Source organism: Streptomyces sp. NBC_00523 (genome assembly GCF_036346615.1).
Lineage (GTDB): Bacteria > Actinomycetota > Actinomycetes > Streptomycetales > Streptomycetaceae > Streptomyces.
In genome coordinates this window covers 3,287,861-3,305,001 of record NZ_CP107836.1, presented here as the reverse complement: position 1 = coordinate 3,305,001, position 17,141 = coordinate 3,287,861, and the positions used below count along the sequence as shown (strand labels likewise).

The 17,141-nt window shown below is 71.3% G+C and carries 17 protein-coding genes; 9 read left to right on the top strand and 8 right to left on the bottom strand.

Features of this window, described 5'->3' with window-relative positions; translation table 11 throughout:
- The first annotated feature begins 71 nt into the window (after positions 1 to 71).
- The 4 genes from tilS (at position 72) to folE (ending at position 4,768) form a co-directional block, all read left to right on the top strand.
- A complete protein-coding gene (tilS, locus tag OHS17_RS14895; RefSeq protein WP_330312571.1) occupies positions 72 to 1,154 on the top strand; it encodes a tRNA lysidine(34) synthetase TilS in 1,083 nt (360 codons plus the stop codon).
- Positions 1,155 to 1,255: 101 nt separating this feature from the next.
- A complete protein-coding gene (hpt, locus tag OHS17_RS14890; protein WP_037777945.1) occupies positions 1,256 to 1,795 on the top strand; it encodes a hypoxanthine phosphoribosyltransferase in 540 nt (179 codons plus the stop codon).
- A 193-nt stretch (positions 1,796 to 1,988) separates the two neighbouring features.
- Positions 1,989 to 4,013: an ATP-dependent zinc metalloprotease FtsH gene (gene ftsH, locus OHS17_RS14885; RefSeq protein ID WP_330312570.1), complete on the top strand. Its 2,025-nt coding sequence runs from the start codon at positions 1,989 to 1,991 to the stop codon at positions 4,011 to 4,013.
- Between the two features lie 149 nt (positions 4,014 to 4,162).
- Entirely contained in the window at positions 4,163 to 4,768 is a 606-nt protein-coding gene (folE, locus tag OHS17_RS14880) for a GTP cyclohydrolase I FolE (protein WP_330312569.1), read from the top strand.
- Between the two features lie 42 nt (positions 4,769 to 4,810).
- On the opposite strand, the gene OHS17_RS14875 is transcribed toward folE, so the two are convergent.
- From OHS17_RS14875 to OHS17_RS14850, 6 genes are all read right to left on the bottom strand, one after another.
- Positions 4,811 to 5,296, bottom strand: coding sequence for a DUF3180 domain-containing protein (locus OHS17_RS14875; protein WP_330312568.1), 486 nt, complete (start codon positions 5,294 to 5,296; stop codon positions 4,811 to 4,813).
- A gap of 58 nt (positions 5,297 to 5,354) precedes the next feature.
- Positions 5,355 to 5,966: a 2-amino-4-hydroxy-6-hydroxymethyldihydropteridine diphosphokinase gene (gene folK / locus OHS17_RS14870; RefSeq protein ID WP_026171402.1), complete on the bottom strand. Its 612-nt coding sequence runs from the start codon at positions 5,964 to 5,966 to the stop codon at positions 5,355 to 5,357.
- The gene (folB, locus tag OHS17_RS14865) at positions 5,963 to 6,322 is read right to left on the bottom strand and encodes a dihydroneopterin aldolase (RefSeq protein ID WP_073966343.1); all 360 of its coding nucleotides are present in this window, start codon (positions 6,320 to 6,322) and stop codon (positions 5,963 to 5,965) included. Before folB ends, folK begins: the two co-directional genes overlap by 4 nt.
- Positions 6,323 to 6,532: 210 nt before the next feature.
- Positions 6,533 to 7,036, bottom strand: a complete 504-nt coding sequence (locus OHS17_RS14860; protein WP_383166175.1) for a nuclear transport factor 2 family protein — start codon at positions 7,034 to 7,036, stop codon at positions 6,533 to 6,535.
- On the bottom strand, positions 7,033 to 7,887 hold the full coding sequence (folP, locus tag OHS17_RS14855) for a dihydropteroate synthase (RefSeq protein WP_443053315.1): 855 nt from the start codon (positions 7,885 to 7,887) through the stop codon (positions 7,033 to 7,035). The genes OHS17_RS14860 and folP overlap by 4 nt, the downstream gene beginning before the upstream one ends.
- 30 nt (positions 7,888 to 7,917) lie before the next feature.
- Positions 7,918 to 9,747 carry a phosphatidylglycerol lysyltransferase domain-containing protein gene (locus OHS17_RS14850; RefSeq protein ID WP_330312567.1) on the bottom strand — a complete coding sequence of 610 codons (1,830 nt, stop codon included), beginning with the start codon at positions 9,745 to 9,747 and terminating at the stop codon, positions 7,918 to 7,920.
- A 139-nt stretch (positions 9,748 to 9,886) separates the two neighbouring features.
- On the opposite strand from OHS17_RS14850, the gene OHS17_RS14845 reads away from it, so the two are divergent.
- The gene (locus tag OHS17_RS14845; protein WP_330312566.1) at positions 9,887 to 11,008 is read left to right on the top strand and encodes an alpha/beta hydrolase; all 1,122 of its coding nucleotides are present in this window, start codon (positions 9,887 to 9,889) and stop codon (positions 11,006 to 11,008) included.
- Between the two features lie 50 nt (positions 11,009 to 11,058).
- Here OHS17_RS14845 and OHS17_RS14840 read toward each other — a convergent pair whose 3' ends face one another.
- A complete protein-coding gene (locus tag OHS17_RS14840) occupies positions 11,059 to 12,237 on the bottom strand; it encodes an ABC transporter ATP-binding protein (RefSeq protein ID WP_161209218.1) in 1,179 nt (392 codons plus the stop codon).
- A 131-nt stretch (positions 12,238 to 12,368) separates the two neighbouring features.
- Between OHS17_RS14840 and OHS17_RS14835 the strand changes: the two genes are divergently transcribed.
- The 4 genes from OHS17_RS14835 to OHS17_RS14820 all read left to right on the top strand — a co-directional run bounded on the left by OHS17_RS14835 (position 12,369) and on the right by OHS17_RS14820 (position 15,891).
- A complete protein-coding gene (locus OHS17_RS14835; RefSeq protein ID WP_330312565.1) occupies positions 12,369 to 13,073 on the top strand; it encodes an ABC transporter permease in 705 nt (234 codons plus the stop codon).
- Between the two features lies 1 nt (position 13,074).
- Positions 13,075 to 13,749 carry an ABC transporter permease gene (locus OHS17_RS14830; RefSeq protein ID WP_330312564.1) on the top strand — a complete coding sequence of 225 codons (675 nt, stop codon included), beginning with the start codon at positions 13,075 to 13,077 and terminating at the stop codon, positions 13,747 to 13,749.
- An 84-nt stretch (positions 13,750 to 13,833) separates the two neighbouring features.
- On the top strand, positions 13,834 to 14,811 hold the full coding sequence (locus OHS17_RS14825) for an ABC transporter substrate-binding protein (RefSeq protein WP_018102255.1): 978 nt from the start codon (positions 13,834 to 13,836) through the stop codon (positions 14,809 to 14,811).
- A gap of 105 nt (positions 14,812 to 14,916) precedes the next feature.
- Positions 14,917 to 15,891 carry a hypothetical protein gene (locus tag OHS17_RS14820; protein ID WP_330312563.1) on the top strand — a complete coding sequence of 325 codons (975 nt, stop codon included), beginning with the start codon at positions 14,917 to 14,919 and terminating at the stop codon, positions 15,889 to 15,891.
- Positions 15,892 to 15,929: 38 nt separating this feature from the next.
- Here the strand turns inward: OHS17_RS14820 and OHS17_RS14815 are convergent, their stop codons facing one another.
- Positions 15,930 to 17,072: an NADH-quinone oxidoreductase subunit D gene (locus tag OHS17_RS14815; RefSeq protein WP_018102257.1), complete on the bottom strand. Its 1,143-nt coding sequence runs from the start codon at positions 17,070 to 17,072 to the stop codon at positions 15,930 to 15,932.
- Positions 17,073 to 17,141 lie beyond the last annotated feature (69 nt).

Genomic DNA, 17,141 nt, shown 5'->3' with positions numbered 1-17,141 from the left:
TGAGTGACGGCACTCCTTCCCGTCCCGGCACTCCGAGACACCCCTCAAGCTCCTCACGAAGGGCACCGGACATGGGTCCCCATCCTGCGGTCGCGGCGATACGCCTGGCGGTCCGCCGCGTACTCCACGACGTCATCGCCGAACACGCCGAACAGACCGAACGCGCCGGGCACGCCCCGCACCCCGAGCTCGCCGGGGCCGGCGGGGGCAGCCGCCTCGGCACGCTCCCCGACCGCCCCGACACCCCCCTGGTGCTCGTGGCCTGCTCCGGCGGCGCCGACTCCATGGCGCTCGCCTCCGCCCTCGCCTTCGAGGCCCGCAAACTCCCCGTCCGGGCCGGCGGCATCACCGTCGACCACGGCCTCCAGGACGGCTCCGACCTCCGCGCCGCCGAGGTCGCCGCCCGGCTCGCCGCCATGGACCTCGGCCCCGCCGAGGCCGTCGCCGTCCACGTCGGCCGCGACGGCGGACCCGAGGCCGCCGCCCGCGACGCCCGCTACGCCGCGCTGGACGCCGCCGCCGAACGCCACGGCGCCGCCGCGGTCCTCCTCGGCCACACCCGCGACGACCAGGCCGAGACCGTCCTGCTGGGCCTCGCCCGGGGCTCCGGCATCCGCTCCCTGTCCGGCATGGCCGCCGCCTCCGGCCCGGCCGGCCGCTACCGCCGCCCCTTCCTCCAGCTCGACCGGCAGACCGCCCGCACCGCCTGCTTCGCCCAGTCCCTGCCCGTCTGGGACGACCCCCACAACATCGACCCCGCCTACACCCGCTCCCGGCTGCGCCACGAGGGCCTGCCCGCCCTGGAGAAGGCCCTCGGCAAGGGCGTCGTCGAAGCCCTCGCCCGTACGGCCCAGCTCTCCCGCGACGACGCGGACGCCCTCGACACCTGGGCCGCCGCCGCCGACCGTGACGTACGCGACGACGCGGGCCGGCTGGAGTGCGCCAAGCTCTACGCGCTGCCCCCCGCCGTACGCCGCCGGGTGCTGCGCCGGGCCGCCATAGACGCGGGTTCCCCGGCCGGTTCGCTCTTCGCCCGGCACATCGAGGAAGTGGACCGCCTGGTCACCGGCTGGCGCGGCCAGCAGGCCATCAACCTCCCCGGCCGCGTCGAAGCCCTGCGGCAGGGTGGCAGACTGGTCATCCGGCAGAGCTGACGCACGAGCGGCTGACACGCAGGGCGAGCGGCCGCGCAGGTCCGGGACTCCACCCCCGGACCCGGCAGGCACAGAAAGAGACGCGGGTGAACGAGAAGGACATGGGCACCGACCTCCAGTCGGTGCTCCTCACCAAGGAAGAGATCGACGCGAAGCTCGTGGAGCTGGCCGCGAAGATCGACGCGGAGTACGCCGGCAAGGACCTGCTCCTCGTCGGGGTCCTCAAGGGCGCCGTCATGGTCATGGCGGACCTGGCGCGTGCGCTGTCCACCCCCGTCACCATGGACTGGATGGCCGTCTCCTCGTACGGCGCGGGCACCCAGTCCTCCGGTGTCGTCCGGATCCTCAAGGACCTGGACACCGACATCAAGGGCAAGCACGTCCTGATCGTCGAGGACATCATCGACTCCGGCCTGACGCTGTCCTGGCTGATGTCGAACCTGGGCTCGCGCGAGCCCGCCTCGCTGGAGATCTGCACCCTGCTCCGCAAGCCGGACGCGGCCAAGGTCGCGCTCGACTGCAAGTGGGTCGGCTTCGACATTCCCAACGAGTTCGTCGTCGGCTACGGCCTCGACTACGCCGAGAAGTACCGCAACCTCCCCTTCGTCGGGACTCTCGCCCCGCACGTATACGGAGGCTGAGGGCCCGCGGACCCGCCGCAGGGCCCGCCGGGAACCCTCACGGGCCGCCCGCCGTTGAGCCTTCGAGGCGCGATTGCCGGACGTCCGAGGCGGACGCCGGTGACCATGCTGGGGTACCGTCCGAAGAACAGTCTTTACTCACAGCAGCATTTACCTACGGGCAGGAGGGACGGGGCGTCTTCGCCTCGTATGGATGGACGTGAAGCGATACTTCCGTGGGCCGGTCATGTGGATCGTGCTGGCCGTCCTCGCCGTGGTCGTGTTGATGAATGTCGTCGGCTCGGGCGGCGGCTACAAGACGGTGGACACCGGACAGGTGATCCAGGCGATCAGCAAGAACCAGGTGGACCAGGCCAAGCTCACCACCGGTGACGATCACATCATCAAGGTCGAACTGAAGGACGGTCAGAAGCTGTCCGGCGAGTCCGGCAGCAAGTTCCAGGCGAGCTACATCGGCAACCAGGGCGTCCAGCTCGCCGACATGCTCCAGAAGAAGTACGAGAGCGGCGACATCAAGGACGGGTACACCGTCTCGCCCTCGAAGCAGTCCCCGTTCGTCTCGATCCTCTTCTCGCTGCTGCCGTTCGTCCTCATCGTGGTCGTCTTCCTGTTCCTGATGAATCAGATGCAGGGTGGCGGCTCCAAGGTCATGCAGTTCGGCAAGTCCAAGGCCAAGCTGATCACCAAGGACACCCCGAAGACGACGTTCGCCGACGTGGCGGGCTCGGACGAGGCGGTCGAGGAGCTCCACGAGATCAAGGAGTTCCTCCAGGAGCCGGCCAAGTTCCAGGCCGTCGGCGCCAAGATCCCCAAGGGCGTCCTGCTCTACGGGCCTCCCGGTACGGGCAAGACCCTGCTCGCGCGCGCCGTCGCGGGCGAGGCGGGCGTCCCGTTCTACTCGATCTCCGGCTCCGACTTCGTGGAGATGTTCGTCGGTGTCGGCGCCTCCCGGGTCCGCGACCTCTTCGAGCAGGCCAAGGCGAACGCCCCGGCGATCGTCTTCGTGGACGAGATCGACGCCGTCGGCCGCCACCGCGGCGCCGGCATGGGCGGCGGTCACGACGAGCGCGAGCAGACGCTCAACCAGCTCCTCGTGGAGATGGACGGCTTCGACGTGAAGGGCGGCGTCATCCTGATCGCCGCCACGAACCGCCCGGACATCCTCGACCCGGCGCTGCTGCGCCCGGGCCGCTTCGACCGGCAGATCGCGGTCGACCGGCCGGACATGCAGGGCCGCCTGGAGATCCTGAAGGTCCACCAGAAGGGCAAGCCGGTCGCCCCGGACGTCGACCTCGGCGCCGTCGCCCGGCGCACGCCCGGCTTCACCGGTGCCGACCTGTCGAACGTGCTGAACGAGGCCGCGCTCCTGACGGCGCGCAGCAACCAGAAGCTCATCGACAACGCGATGCTGGACGAGGCCATCGACCGTGTCGTGGCGGGCCCGCAGAAGCGGACCCGGATCATGTCCGAGAAGGAGAAGAAGATCACCGCGTACCACGAGGGCGGACACGCCCTGGTCGCGGCGGCTTCCCCCCAGTCGGACCCGGTCCACAAGATCACGATCCTCTCCCGCGGCCGCGCCCTCGGTTACACGATGGTGCTCCCGGAGGAGGACAAGTACTCCACGACGCGCAACGAGATGCTCGACCAGCTGGCCTACATGCTGGGCGGGCGCGCGGCCGAGGAGCTGGTCTTCCACGACCCGACCACCGGCGCCGCGAACGACATCGAGAAGGCCACGGCGACGGCCCGCGCGATGGTCACGCAGTACGGCATGACCGAGCGGCTCGGCGCGATCAAGTTCGGCGGCGACAACACCGAACCGTTCGTGGGCCGCGAGATGGGCCACCAGCGCGACTACTCGGAAGAGGTCGCCGCGCTGGTGGACGAAGAGGTCAAGAAGCTCATCGAGACCGCGCACAACGACGCGTGGGAGATCCTCGTAGAGAATCGCGACGTGCTCGACACCCTGGTTCTCCGCCTCCTGGAGAAGGAGACCCTGGGCAAGGAGGAGATCGCCGAGATCTTCGCCCCGATCGTCAAGCGACCGGCCCGCCCCGCGTGGACCGGCTCCGCCCGCCGCACCCCGTCCACCCGCCCGCCGGTCCTCTCCCCGAAGGAGCTCGCCCTCACCAACGGCGCGAGCACGGCCGCCGCCCCCGTCACGGACACCGTGCCGGGCACGGAGGCCCTCCCCGAGGAGCGTCCCGAGAGCTAGTCACCGACCCGGTGTGTCCCCCGTCACGGGGCTCCCACCAGGCCCGGAATGGATGCCGCGTCCCCCAGGTTCTAGCCTGTTGGGGGCGCGGCTTTTCCGTACACCTGCGCGGATGCCCCCGCAGTGACAGCTCAAGGAACGAGGCACACATGACCGACCCGGTGACGCTGGACCCCCAGGGACCGATCGGCGAGTTCGACGAGAAACGTGCCGAGGCCGCCGTCCGGGAGCTGCTGCTGGCCGTGGGCGAGGACCCCGACCGCGAGGGCCTGAAGGAGACGCCGGGGCGGGTGGCGCGGGCGTACAAGGAGATATTCGCCGGGCTCTACCAGCAGGCCGAGGACGTCCTGACGACCACGTTCGACCTGGGCCACGACGAGATGGTGCTCGTCAAGGACATCGAAGTGTTCAGTACGTGTGAACATCATCTGGTCCCGTTCCGAGGTGTGGCGCACGTCGGGTACATTCCGGCCACCAGCGGCAAGATCACCGGTCTGTCGAAGCTGGCCCGGCTGGTGGACGTCTACGCCCGCCGTCCGCAGGTGCAGGAGCGGCTGACCACGCAGGTCGCCGAGTCCCTGATGGAGATCCTGGAGCCGCGCGGCGTCATCGTCGTCATCGAGTGCGAGCACATGTGCATGTCGATGCGCGGCATCCGCAAGCCCGGGGCGAAGACGCTGACCTCCGCGGTCCGCGGACAGCTGCGCGACCCCGCGACGCGCGCCGAGGCCATGAGCCTCATCATGGCGCGCTGACCCCGCTCCCCGCCCGTCCCCGAGCCGGACCCGGCAGCGGCGTTACGCCGCCGCCGCGTCCGGCTTGTTGTCGTCCTTGTCGTCCGGGAGCTTGCAGACGCGCTCCAGGAAGAGGGCGGCGGCGATGACCGCGATGCCGGCCAGGACCGCGAAGGCGGCGTAGATGGCCTGGTCACGGCGGGGCGGGTTGTCCAGGGAGCCGAGCAGGAAGACGGCCGTGCCGCCGTACATGCCGGAGACCAGGGCGACGACCAGGGCGCTCGCCTGGGCGAAGACCAGGGCGCGGGCGGCCATCATGGGCTCGACGCCCTTCGCGTCCGGGCGGCGCTCGCGCTGGGCGCGCAGGCGGGCGCGGATGGACAGCGCCGTGGCCAGCAGGACGACGGCGATCAGCGCCAGGACGATGGGCGCGAAGAGCGGGACGCTCGGCAGCGTGCCCAGGGAGTCCCAGAGGCGGGCGGCGCCCCAGGACAGGACTCCGGCGGCGGCGAAGAGGCCGGCCAGGACTCCGAGCCGTAGTTGCTTCACCCCGTGCGCCGCCCTTCGCCGCCTGTGTCCGTCGTGCTGTGTTCTGTGAGCCTAACGACTACTCGGGCAGCCGGAGTTCCAGGTCGGCCCGGGGGAGCACGCCGTCGCGCCCGACACCCGTCAGCAGATCGGCGACCGGGCCCGCGCCGGGCAGCTGGGCCTCGGGGTCCACGTCGTGCCAGGGGGCGAGGACGAAGGCGCGCTCGCGGGCCCTGGGGTGGGGCAGGGTGAGCACCGGGTCGTCGGAGACGACATCCGCGTACGACACGATGTCGACGTCGATGGTGCGCGGACCCCAGCGCTCCTCACGGACCCGTTCGAAGGCTTCCTCGATGGCCTGGCCGCGCTCCAGGAGCGAGGACGGGGGCAGCGTCGTCTTCACGACGATCACCGCGTTGAAGTACGAGGGCTGGGAGCCCGGGTCGACGCCCCAGGGCTCCGTCTCGTACACCGGGGAGACCGCCTTGACCCGGAGGCCGGGCGTGTCCTCCAGGGCGTCGATGGCGCCCTGGAGCGTCTCCAGGCGGTTGCCCAGGTTGGCGCCGAGCGAGAGCACGGCCATTTTGGGGTTGGAAAGGGTGATGTCCGCGGCATCCACCTGCTCGACCACGGAGGCGGGCACCGGCTGTACGGTCGGGTCGCTCTGCCCTTCGGTGGAAAATGCAGTCATGCTCGGCTCCGGGTGATGGTGATGGTGACGTCGTCGAACGGGACGGTGATGGGCGCGTCCGGCTTGTGCACCACGACCTCCACCTCCTCGACGCCGTCGTGCTTGAGGCACTGCTGGGCGATGCGCTCGGCGAGCGTCTCGATCAGGTCGACCGGCTCGCCCTGGACCACCGCGACGACCTCCTCCGCGACCACGCCGTAGTGCACGGTCTTCGTCAGGTCGTCGGTGGCTGCCGCGGGGCGGGTGTCGAGGCCGAGCACCAGGTCCACGATGAACGTCTGTCCCTCTTCCCGTTCCCGGGGGAAGACGCCATGGTGCCCGCGGGCCTTGAGGCCGCGCAGCGCGACACGATCCACGCGAATCACTCCTGCTGTCGTTGGTCTGGGGGCGCGGGGCCGCGTGCGGGCGGCCGGGTGCCCGATTTCGAATCTACCTGCGAGCACCGACAGCCCTCCCCCGTGGGGGCCGAGCCTGCGGGCGCGGAACAGATAGCCGCTGATACCCCGATGTGGCGGGGTCCAATCACCCGGGACCGGCTTTCGTGCCCGAAAGTGGGCCGGACCGGCTCAGGACGTGGGGTCTTCGTCCTCTTCCTCACCGGTTTCGGCCAGTACGGGCGAACCGTGGTGCGACCAGAGCTTCCAGCCGTCCGGAGTGCGGCGGAACACATTCGTGGCGACGACGAGCTGCCCGACGAGCGGGCCGAGCGAGGCGCCCTCCTCGGCGGGGCCGCCGCTGAGGATGTTCTCGGTGCAGGTCACCAGCGCGGTGTCGGCGGTCATGGAGACGCCGACGTCGGTCAGGAAGAACTGGATGTACTCGGTGTTCGCCATGATCAGCGCGTAGCTGCGCAGCACCTCGCGCCGCCCGCTGAGCACCGGCCACCCGGGGTGCACGCAGGAGACCGTCAGCTCCTCGTCCGGCAGCCAGGCCGAGGTCAGCGCGTCCAGGTCGCCACGCTCCACCGCCTCGTAGTACGCGGTGTTGGCCTGCTCGACGGCCGCGATGTCGGCGGCGGCGTCCGCGTGCTCGTCGCCCGGCCCGGTCACCTCGTCGCCCGGCCCGGTCACGCGGCTCCCTCGATGGCGCGGGCGACCCGGACGGCGTCGGCGGTGGCCCGGACCTCGTGGACGCGGACCGCCCAGGCGCCGGCCCGGGCGGAGAGGGCGGAGACGGCGGCGGTGGCGGCGTCGCGCTCGCGGGCGGGCGGCGGTGCGGCGCCCTCGCGGGCCAGGACGTGGCCCAGGAACCGCTTGCGGGACGCGGCGACCAGCAGGGGGCGGCCGAGGGCGTGCAGCGCGTCCAGCCCGGCCAGCAGCGCCAGGTCGTGCGGGGCGTCCTTGGCGAAGCCGAGTCCGGGGTCGATGACGAGGCGTTCCGGGGCGATGCCGCCGGCCACCACCGCGTCCATCCGGGCGCGCAGCTCGTCGGTGACCTCGCCGACCACGTCCCCGTACACCGCCCGGCTGTTCATCGACTCGCTGAAGCCGCGCCAGTGCATGACGACGAACGGCGCGCCGGCGGCGGCGACCACGGGGACCATGTCCGGGTCGGCCTGGCCGCCGCTGACGTCGTTGACGAGGACCGCTCCGGCGGCGATCGCCTGCTCGGCGACGCGTGCGCGCATGGTGTCGACGGAGACCTTGACGCCCTCCGAAACCAGGCCCCGGACGACCGGGATCACCCGGCGCAGCTCCTCGGACTCGTCCACCCGGCTGGCGCCGGGGCGGGTGGACTCGCCGCCGACGTCCACCAGGTCGGCGCCCTCGGCGACCAGGTCGAGGCCGTGCTTGACGGCCTTCGTGGTGTCGAACCAGCGGCCCCCGTCGGAGAAGGAGTCGGGCGTCACGTTGACGACGCCCATGACCGCGCAGCGGTCCCACTCCGGCAGACCCTGGACCGTTCCACGCAACGTACTCATATGACCAGCCTAGGCCCGTACGGGCTCCCGCTACGCCGTACGGGCGTCCTGGTCACCCGCCTGGGGCCGGGCGTGGGTGCAGGGGCGGCGCGGGGCGAACCGGAGCGGGCGGGGGAGCGCCAGGTGCACGAAGCCCTCGGCCTGCATCGCGGCGAAGGAGATGCGGGGCAGGTCGCGGGCGGTGCGGTAGACCACGAAGCGGGGCTCCCAGCGCGGCCGGAACTTGGCGTTGAACTTGTACAGCGACTCGATCTGGAACCAGCGCGAGAGGAAGATCAGCAGCCCGCGCCAGACCCGCAGCACGGGCCCCGCGCCCAGCTTCTCGCCCCGGGCGAGTGCGGAGCGGAACATCGCGAAGTTCAGCGAGACGCGGCTGATGCCGAGCCGGGGCGCGGCCTGGAGGGAGGCGACGATCAGCAGCTCGTTCATGCCGGGGTCGGCGGAGCGGTCGCGGCGCATGAGGTCGAGGGACATGCCGTCGCGGCCCCAGGGCACGAAGTGGAGCATGGCCTTCAGGTCGCCGTACGGGGAGTCGGCGCTGTGCTCGTCCGCCTTGTGGGCGGTGGCGATGAAGCAGTCCTGGTCGGAGGCGTCGCCGATCCGGCCGAGGGCCATGGAGAAGCCGCGTTCGGTGTCGGTGCCGCGCCAGTCGGCGGCGGCCCGGCGGATGCGGGCGAGTTCGGTCTCGCCGATGTCGGCCACGCGCCGGACGCGGGTCTCGTAGCCGTTGCGCTCAATGCGCTTCACCATCTGGCGTACGTTGCGCATCGCGCGCCCGGCGAGGGAGAAATCCGCGACGTCGACCACCGCCTCGTCGCCCAGCTCCAGGGCGGTGAGTCCGGTCTCGCGGGTCCAGACCTCGCCCCCGGTCTCGCCGCATCCCATGACGGCGGGGGCCCAGGAGTGCGCCCGGGCCTCGTCCATGAAGCGTTCGATGGCGCCGGGCCACGCCTCCACGTCGCCGATCGGGTCGCCGCTGGCGAGCATCACGCCGGAGACCACGCGGTAGCAGACGGCGGCCTTGCCGCTGGGCGAGAAGACGACGGCCTTGTCGCGGCGGAGCGCGAAGTGGCCGAGCGAGTCGCGTCCGCCGTGCCGTTCCAGCAGGGCGCGCAGCCGGGCCTCGTCGTCCTCGGTGAGCCGGGCGGCCGGGTGTTCGGGGCGGAAGGCCAGGTAGATGGTGGTGACGGCGGTCAGCAGGCCGAGGGCGCCGAGTGAGCAGCCGACGGTCCAGGAGGTGTCCCCGGCGTAGTCGACGGGCCCCTCGAAGCCGACCAGGCCGTACAGCACGTGCTGGAGGCGGTCGGCGATGCTGGGGCTGCCGACCATGCGGCGGGGGTGGGCGCTGACGATGACCAGGCCGAGGCCGAGCGAACCGGCGCCGAGCAGGACGAAGTTGGCCAGGGCCCGCCACCGGCTGCGCGGGTCGGGCAGGGCGGCGAACTCGCTCCGGTGGTGCACCAGCAGGTAACACAGCGTCAGCGAGACCAGGGCGCCCAGGACCGAGTGCCGATAGCTGAACTGGGCCAGCGCGCCCGCCGGGAGCAGGACGACCGCGGCCCGCCAGGCCCGGCGCTTGTGCCGCTTGAGGCCGTGGGCCAGGAGCAGCAGCAGGACCCCGGCGCTGAGCGAGAGCGCGGCCGCGAACGGGCCGAGGGCCCCGGGAAGGACCTCGGCCAGATTGTGCATGCGGCTGTGCCGGAAGCGCGGAAAGACCCCGGCCGCGACGTCGATCAGTCCGACGGCGGTGCATGCCGTGCCGACGAGCGCGGGCACGGCCTCCGGCCGGGGGCCGCGCACGAACGCACGTGCGCGAACCGGAACCGATCCTGATTTATCCCCATCTACCGTGACAGACATCGCTTCCCGTGGTTCCGCGAGAGATTCCTGGAGTCCGGCGGCCGGAGCCCTGCGGACGATGTGCGACCTCTAGGACGATCCTTCCGGGCCGTGGGTTCACCCGCTGCCCGGAAATTTCCTGACAGAAAGTTCACCGGTCATGGGCCTTACGGGCAAGCCACTGCTGATCCTCGCGATCGTGGTGGCCGTCGTGCTGTTCACCGTCACCATCTGGTGCTGGCCGAGGCTCGCCCGGCGCAGTGCGCCCGCGGTGGCCGGCCGGGTGGGCATGCTGCTCGCGACCCAGGTGGCGGTGTTCGCCACGGTCGGCCTGCTGGCCAACAACAGCTTCCTCTTCTACGGCTCCTGGGCCGATCTGTTCGGCCGCAAGCAGGAGCTGGGCGTCGTCACCGACCATGCCGCCGGGACGCTGGCCGCGAAGAACATCGTCCGGGTGGGCACGCAGCGGCCCGACGTGCCGGGCGGGGCGCTGCCGAGGATGGGCGGCCGGATCGACAAGGTCGTGATCGCGGGCAAGCACTCGGGCATCGAGAGTTCGGCGTACGTCTATCTGCCGCCGGAGTACTTCCAGCCGGCGTTCGCCCGGCGGAAGTTCCCTGCGGTGGTGGTGCTCACCGGCTACCCGGGCACCTCGGAGAACCTGATCAAGGGGCTGCGCTATCCGCGTACGGCACTCGAACGAGTGAAGGCCGGACGGGCCCAGCCGATGGTCCTGGTGATGCTGCGTCCGACCGTGGCGCCGCCCCGGGACACCGAGTGCGTGGACATAAAGGGCGGCCCCAAGACGGAGACGTTCTTCGCGGAGGACGTGCCCCGGGCGGTGTCGGCCGGGTACCGGGTCGGCAAGCGGGCCCGGAACTGGGGCATCATCGGCAACTCGACGGGCGGCTACTGCGCGTTGAAGATCGGGCTGCACCACCCGGGCCGGTACGCCGCGAGCGCGGGGCTCTCCGCGTACTACAAGGCGGCCGAGGACCCGACGACCGGGGACCTCTTCCACGGCGACCGGGCGGCGCGGCACCGGGCGGACCTGCTGTGGACGCTGGACAACCGGCCGCAGCCGGACTCCTCGTTCCTGGTGACGACCTCGCGCCACGGCGAGGCGAACTACGCCGACACGCAGAAGTTCGTGGCCAAGGTGAAGCAGCCCGCGCAGGTGTCCTCGATCGTGCTGGACAGCGGCGGGCACAACTTCAACACCTGGCGCCGGGAGATCCCGGCGGCGCTGGAGTGGCTGAGCAGCCGGCTGAGCGAGAGCTGAGCGTACGGCCCCGCCTTCTCACGTCCCGGCCTTCTCGCGGCCCCGCCTTCTCACAGCCCCGCCGCGCCCGCCACGCTCTCCACCTCGACCTCCGCGCGGGGGACCGCGCGGCCGTCCGCGCCGACCGAGCGGCGCAGCGCCTCGTGCAGCCGGGCCGGGGTGAGCACGCCCAGGAAGCGGCCCTCGCCCGCCTCGTCGATGACGGCGATCCAGCCGGCGTCGTGCTGGAGCATGGTGGCGAAGGCCTGTTTGAGCGGGGCGCCGAGGGGGAGCCACGCCTCCATGCGTCGGGCGTGGTCGCGGACGGTGCCCTTGGAGCCGGTGCGCGTGTCGTCGGCGGCGATCCAGCCGTGCAGGTGCTCGTCGCCGTCCAGGACGACGGCCCAGCGGGCGCCCTCCGCGCGAAGGCGTTCGGTCGCGGTGGACAGCGGGTCGTCCAGGTGGACGACGGGCGGGCGGTCGAGGTCGCTCTCCTCGACGGGGGTGACCGAGAGCCGCTTGAGGCCCCGGTCGGCGCCCACGAAGTCGGCGACATAGGCGTTGGCGGGGGCGCCGAGCACGGTCGCGGGGGTGTCGAACTGCTCGATCGAGCCCTGCCCGTAAACGGCGATGCGGTCGCCGAGACGGACCGCTTCCTCGATGTCGTGGGTGACGAACAGGACGGTTTTGCGGACCTGTTCCTGAAGCTTCAGGAATTCGTTCTGGAGGTGCTCGCGGACCACGGGGTCGACCGCGCCGAACGGCTCGTCCATCAGCAGGACCGGCGGGTCGGCGGCGAGCGCCCGGGCGACGCCGACGCGTTGGCGCTGTCCGCCGGAGAGCTGTTCGGGATAGCGGTCGCCATAAACGGAGGGATCGAGTCCGACCAGGTCGAGGAGTTCCGCGGCGCGGGCGCGGCCCTTTTGGCGTTTCCAGCCGAGGAGATGGGGAACGGTGGCGGTGTTCTCCAGGACCGTCTTGTGCGGGAAGAGGCCCACTTGCTGGATCACATAGCCGATGCGGCGGCGCAGTTGCACGGGGTCGATGGCGGATATGTCGTCCCCGTCGAGGAATATCCGGCCCTCGGTCGGTTCGATCAGCCGGTTGACCATCTTCATGGTGGTCGTCTTGCCGCATCCCGACGGTCCGACGAGCGTGACCAGTTCACCCTCGGCGACCTCGAAGGAAAGGCCGTCGACGGCGGTGGTGCCGTCCGCATACCGCTTGGTGACGTGCTCGAAACGGATCATGGTTCCCCATTGTCGCGGGTGTTCTGTGAAGGACATGTTGCTGGAACACAACGGCTCCGGCGATTGTCAGTGGTCGAGGATAGGCTCGCCGGACATCAGTACGAGAAAGCGAACGGGAGGTGGGGGGACGGATGGCCGGACAGAACTGCCTGGTGACGAACGACTGGATCTGCGGGGAGTATCTCCGTTCCCGGAGCCAGGAGTTGACGGACGCCACCGTCCAGCACATCTGGATCACCGCCGTCTCGGTCGCGATCGGTGTGGCCGTCGCCTTCCCGCTGGCGCTCCTCGCACGCAGGGGGCGCGGATTCGCCGGACCGGTCCTCGGGCTGACGACGGTGCTCTACACCGTGCCGTCGCTCGCGATGTTCTCGCTGCTGCTGCCCTTCTTCGGGCTCTCCGCCGCCCTGGTGGTCACCGGGCTCGTGCTCTATTCGCTGACCATCCTCGTACGCAACATCCTGGCGGGCCTGGAAGCGGTGCCCCAGGAGGCGAAGGAGGCCGCGCACGGCATGGGCTACGGGCCGGTCCGCCTGCTGTGGGAGGTGGAGCTGCCGCTCGCGCTGCCCGCGCTGATGGCGGGGATACGGATCGCCACGGTGTCCACGATCGCGCTGACCACGGTCGGTTCGATCGTCGGCCGGGGCGGCCTGGGCAATCTCATCGAGGACGCGCTGCCGAGCTTCTTCAAGGCCCAGGTGCTGGCCGCCTCGGTGCTCTGCGTGCTGCTCGCGGTCGTCGCGGACCTGCTGCTGCTCGGGGTGCAGCGGCTGCTGACGCCCTGGACGCGCATACGTGTGGCCGCACCCGGCCCGGCCAAGGCGGAGGCGGTCTGACATGGGAGTTCTCGGGTACGCCTGGACCTGGCTCACCACCGGTGCCAACTGGTCGGGGGAGAGCGGGGCCGGCCACCGGCTGAGCGAGCATCTGTACGTCAGCGGGGTCGCCCTCGCCCTGGCCTGCGCCATCGCCCTGCCCCTCGCGCTGTACCTGGGCCACATCAGGAAGGGCGGCGCCCTCGCGGTCAACCTGGCCAACGTGGGGCGCGCGGTGCCCGTCTTCGCGGTGCTGGCCCTCTTCATGGTCTCGCCCCTGCGCAACGCGGGGTACATACCCACGATCATCGCCCTGGTGCTGTTCGCCGTGCCGCCGCTGCTGACCAACGCCTACGTGGGGATGACCGAGGTGGACCGCTCGGTGGCGGAGGCGGCGCGCGGGATGGGCATGTCGGGCGGCCAGCTCTTCCTGCGCGTCGAGCTCCCCCTCGCCTACCCGCTGATCATGACCGGGCTGCGGTCGGCCGCCGTCCAGGTCGTGGCCACGGCGACCATCGCGGCCATGGTCGGCCAGGGCGGCCTCGGCCGCATCATCACCGCCGGTTTCAACACGTACGACACCGCGCAGGTGGTGGCGGGGGCCCTGCTGGTCGCCGTGCTCGCCCTGCTCGTGGAGGCGGTCCTGGTGGCCGTCGACCGCCTGCTGTCCCCGCTGCGCCGCCGCCGGACCGCATAGGGACAGCGGCTGCCCCACCCGTAAATCCTGTCGCATACGCACCACTTGTCACATACGGCCTCGCCGCCGTGGACGGAGAAGAACATGACCAGCACCTCACGCATGGCCGGCGCCGTCATCGGCATCCTCGCGCTGGCGGGTTCGCTCGCCGCGTGCGGCGGGGACAGCCTGGAGAAGGACAAGGGCGCCCCGGCCGGGGGCCAGGACTCCGGCAAGAAGGGCTCGCTGGTCGTCGGCGCCGCCGCCTTCACCGAGTCCAAGGTGCTCGCCGAGCTGTATGCGCAGGTCCTCGGGGACGCCGGATACAGCACCTCGGTCACCACCGTGAAGAACCGCGAGCTGTACGAACCCTCCCTGGAGAAGGGCGAGATCGACGTCGTACCGGAATACGCGGCGACGATCGCGGAATTCCTCAACGCGAAGGTGAACGGGGCGAAGGCCGCCGAGTCGAAGCCCGTCGCCTCGGGCGACACCGCCGCCACCGTCGCGGCCCTGAAGAAGCTCGCCGAGCCGCGCGGACTGAAGGTCCTTCCGGCGGGGAAGGCCGTCGACCAGAACGCGTTCGCGGTGACCAAGGAATTCGCCGACAAGCACAAGCTGAAGACCCTTTCGGATCTCGGCGCGGCGAAGATCGGCGTCAAGGTCGCGGCGGGCGACGAGTGCGAGGTGCGGCCCTTCTGCGCACCCGGCCTGAAGAAGACGTACGGCATCGACGTCACCGGAATCGACCCGAAGGGCGTCGGCACCCCGCAGTCCAAGCAGGCGGTGAAGGACGGCAAGGACCAGCTCGTCCTGACCACCACCACCGACGCCGTGCTCGACACCTACGACCTGGTGTTCCTGGACGACGACAAGAAGCTCCAGAACGCGGACAACGTCCTGCCCGTCCTGAACGCGAAGGACGCCGGCGACCAGGAGATAGCCGACGCCCTCGGCAAGCTCACCGGCGCACTCACCACCGACGACCTCGCGCAACTGAACCGCAAGGTCGACGCGGAGCGCGCCAAGCCGGCCGATGTGGCCCGCGAATATCTCCAGTCGAAGGGCCTGATCAAGAAGTAGCGAAGGCGCCCGGAGAACGGGCATCGGGGGCCGCCGGGTAACTTGCCGGGCACAGATTGCCGGGCGGCTCCCCAAGTACGCCGCGTACACGGTAAATTTCGGGCCATGCCCCGTGGACGCCATCGCCATTCGCCACCACTGCACAGAATCCTTCCGCCTTCGGCCGTCGCCGGAGCGGCGGTGGCCTGTGGAGCGGGAGCCTGGCTGCTGACCGAAACCATGGTCCTGCGCGCGCTGGTCGCGGCCGCGGCTGCGGCCGCCGTCACCGGCGCCGTTCTCATGCGCGGCTGGGACCGCGAGGCGGGCCGTCGCGTCGCCGAACTGACGCGCGCCCGGGCGAGCGACGAGTGGCGCGCCGAGGAGCGCGCGGCGGAGCTCGAAGCGGACCTGGAGGAGGCGCGCGAGATCCGCGCCCGCCTGGAGACGAAGCTGCGCCGCAAGCGCGTCGAGCTGGCCGGGCTGCGGGGCGAACACGCCGCGCTGCTGCGCCGGTACGCCAACGCGGAGACCGAGCGCGCGAGCGTCCTGGAGAGCCGGCGGCAGCTCGCGATCGAGGCGTCCGCGCCCGCCCGCGCCCTGCCCCCCGCCCGCTCCACGCCCACCCCGGACTCCTACGCCCGCGCCGCCCAGGCACTGGCCGACCTCCCGCGCAACGCGGCGCTCCAGAAGGCCCGCCGGATCGCCGGCCAGGCGCAGCGGGATCTCGCGGAGCGCGCCCGGGAGGAGAAGCCGGCGCAGGCCGCCCTGCCCGCGGCCCGGCCCGCCGTCCAGCCGCCCGCCATGCGCCCGGTGCCGGCCGCCAGCGCGGTCGTCCCGTACGCCGGGTCCCGCCGCCATCCGGTGCCGCAGGGCAACTTCGACTTCTTCGGTACGCAGAAGGCCGTGCCCGCCGCCGCCGAGCGCGCCGCCATCGAGTCCGTGCAGAACGAGGACCTGGCCGACGTGGTCGGCGAGGAGGTCCTGGCCGCGCACCGCCCGGACGCGCCGGAGGACCGCGCCGTCGGCAAGGTCATCGACCTCACCGCGCACGACGAGACGGAGCAGCTGGACGTCGCGCAGCTGCGCAGCGCGATCTCGTAACGCGGGGGCGCCCTCAGGCGCCTCCCGCCCGGTGCCGCCTACTTGTCGATGTCGCCGACGACGAAGAACAGCGAGCCCAGGATCGCGACCATGTCGGCGACCAGCGTGCCCGGCAGCAGTTCGGTGAGCGCCTGGATGTTGTTGAACGACGCCGAGCGCAGCTTCAGCCGGTACGGGGTCTTCTCGCCCTTGGACACCAGGTAGTAGCCGTTGACGCCGAGCGGGTTCTCGGTCCAGGCGTACGTGTGGCCCTCGGGGGCCTTGAGGACCTTCGGCAGCCGCTGGTTCACGGGCCCGGGCGCCAGGTCCGCCATCCGGTCGAGGCAGGCGTCGGCGAGGTCCAGGGCGTTGTGCGTCTGCTCCAGCAGGCATTCGAACCGGGCCAGGCAGTCGCCCTCGGTCCGGGTGACGACCTTCAGGGTGTCCCGCAGCTCCCCGTACGCGAGATACGGCTCGTCGCGCCGCAGATCGAAGTCGACGCCCGAGGCGCGGGCGATCGGCCCGGACACCCCGTACGCGTGCACCGCCTCGGCGGACAGCACGCCGACGCCCCGGGTGCGGCCCCGGAAGATCTCGTTGCCGAGGACCAGCCCGTCGTACACGTCCATCCGTGAGCGGACCGAGGCGACGGCGTCCCGGGCGCGGCCCAGCCAGCCCGCCGGCAGGTCCTCCTTGAGGCCGCCGACCCGGTTGAACATGTAGTGCATCCGGCCGCCGGAGACCTCCTCCATCACCGCCTGAAGCTCCTCGCGCTCCCGGAACGCGTGGAACACGGGGGTGATCCCGCCGAGTTCCAGCGGGTACGAGCCGAGGAACATCAGGTGGTTGAGGACCCGGTTCAGCTCGGCGAGCAGGGTGCGGGTCCAGACCGCGCGCTCCGGGACCTCCATGCCGAGCATCCGCTCGACGGCCATCACGACGCCCAGCTCGTTGGAGAAGGCGGAGAGCCAGTCGTGGCGGTTGGCGAGCATGATGATCTGGCGGTAGTCGCGGGCCTCGAACAGCTTCTCCGCGCCGCGGTGCATGTAGCCGACGACCGGTTCGGCGTGCTGGACGCGTTCGCCGTCCAGGACGATGCGGAGGCGGAGCACGCCGTGGGTGGAGGGGTGCTGGGGGCCGATGTTGAGCACCATGTCGGTGCTTTCGGCTGCGCCGCCGATGCCGATGGTCGTCTCCGTCATGGGGTCAGTATTCCTTGCGCGCCATTGCTGCGGGTCTCTGCCCCGGACCCCGCTCCTCAATCGCCGGAG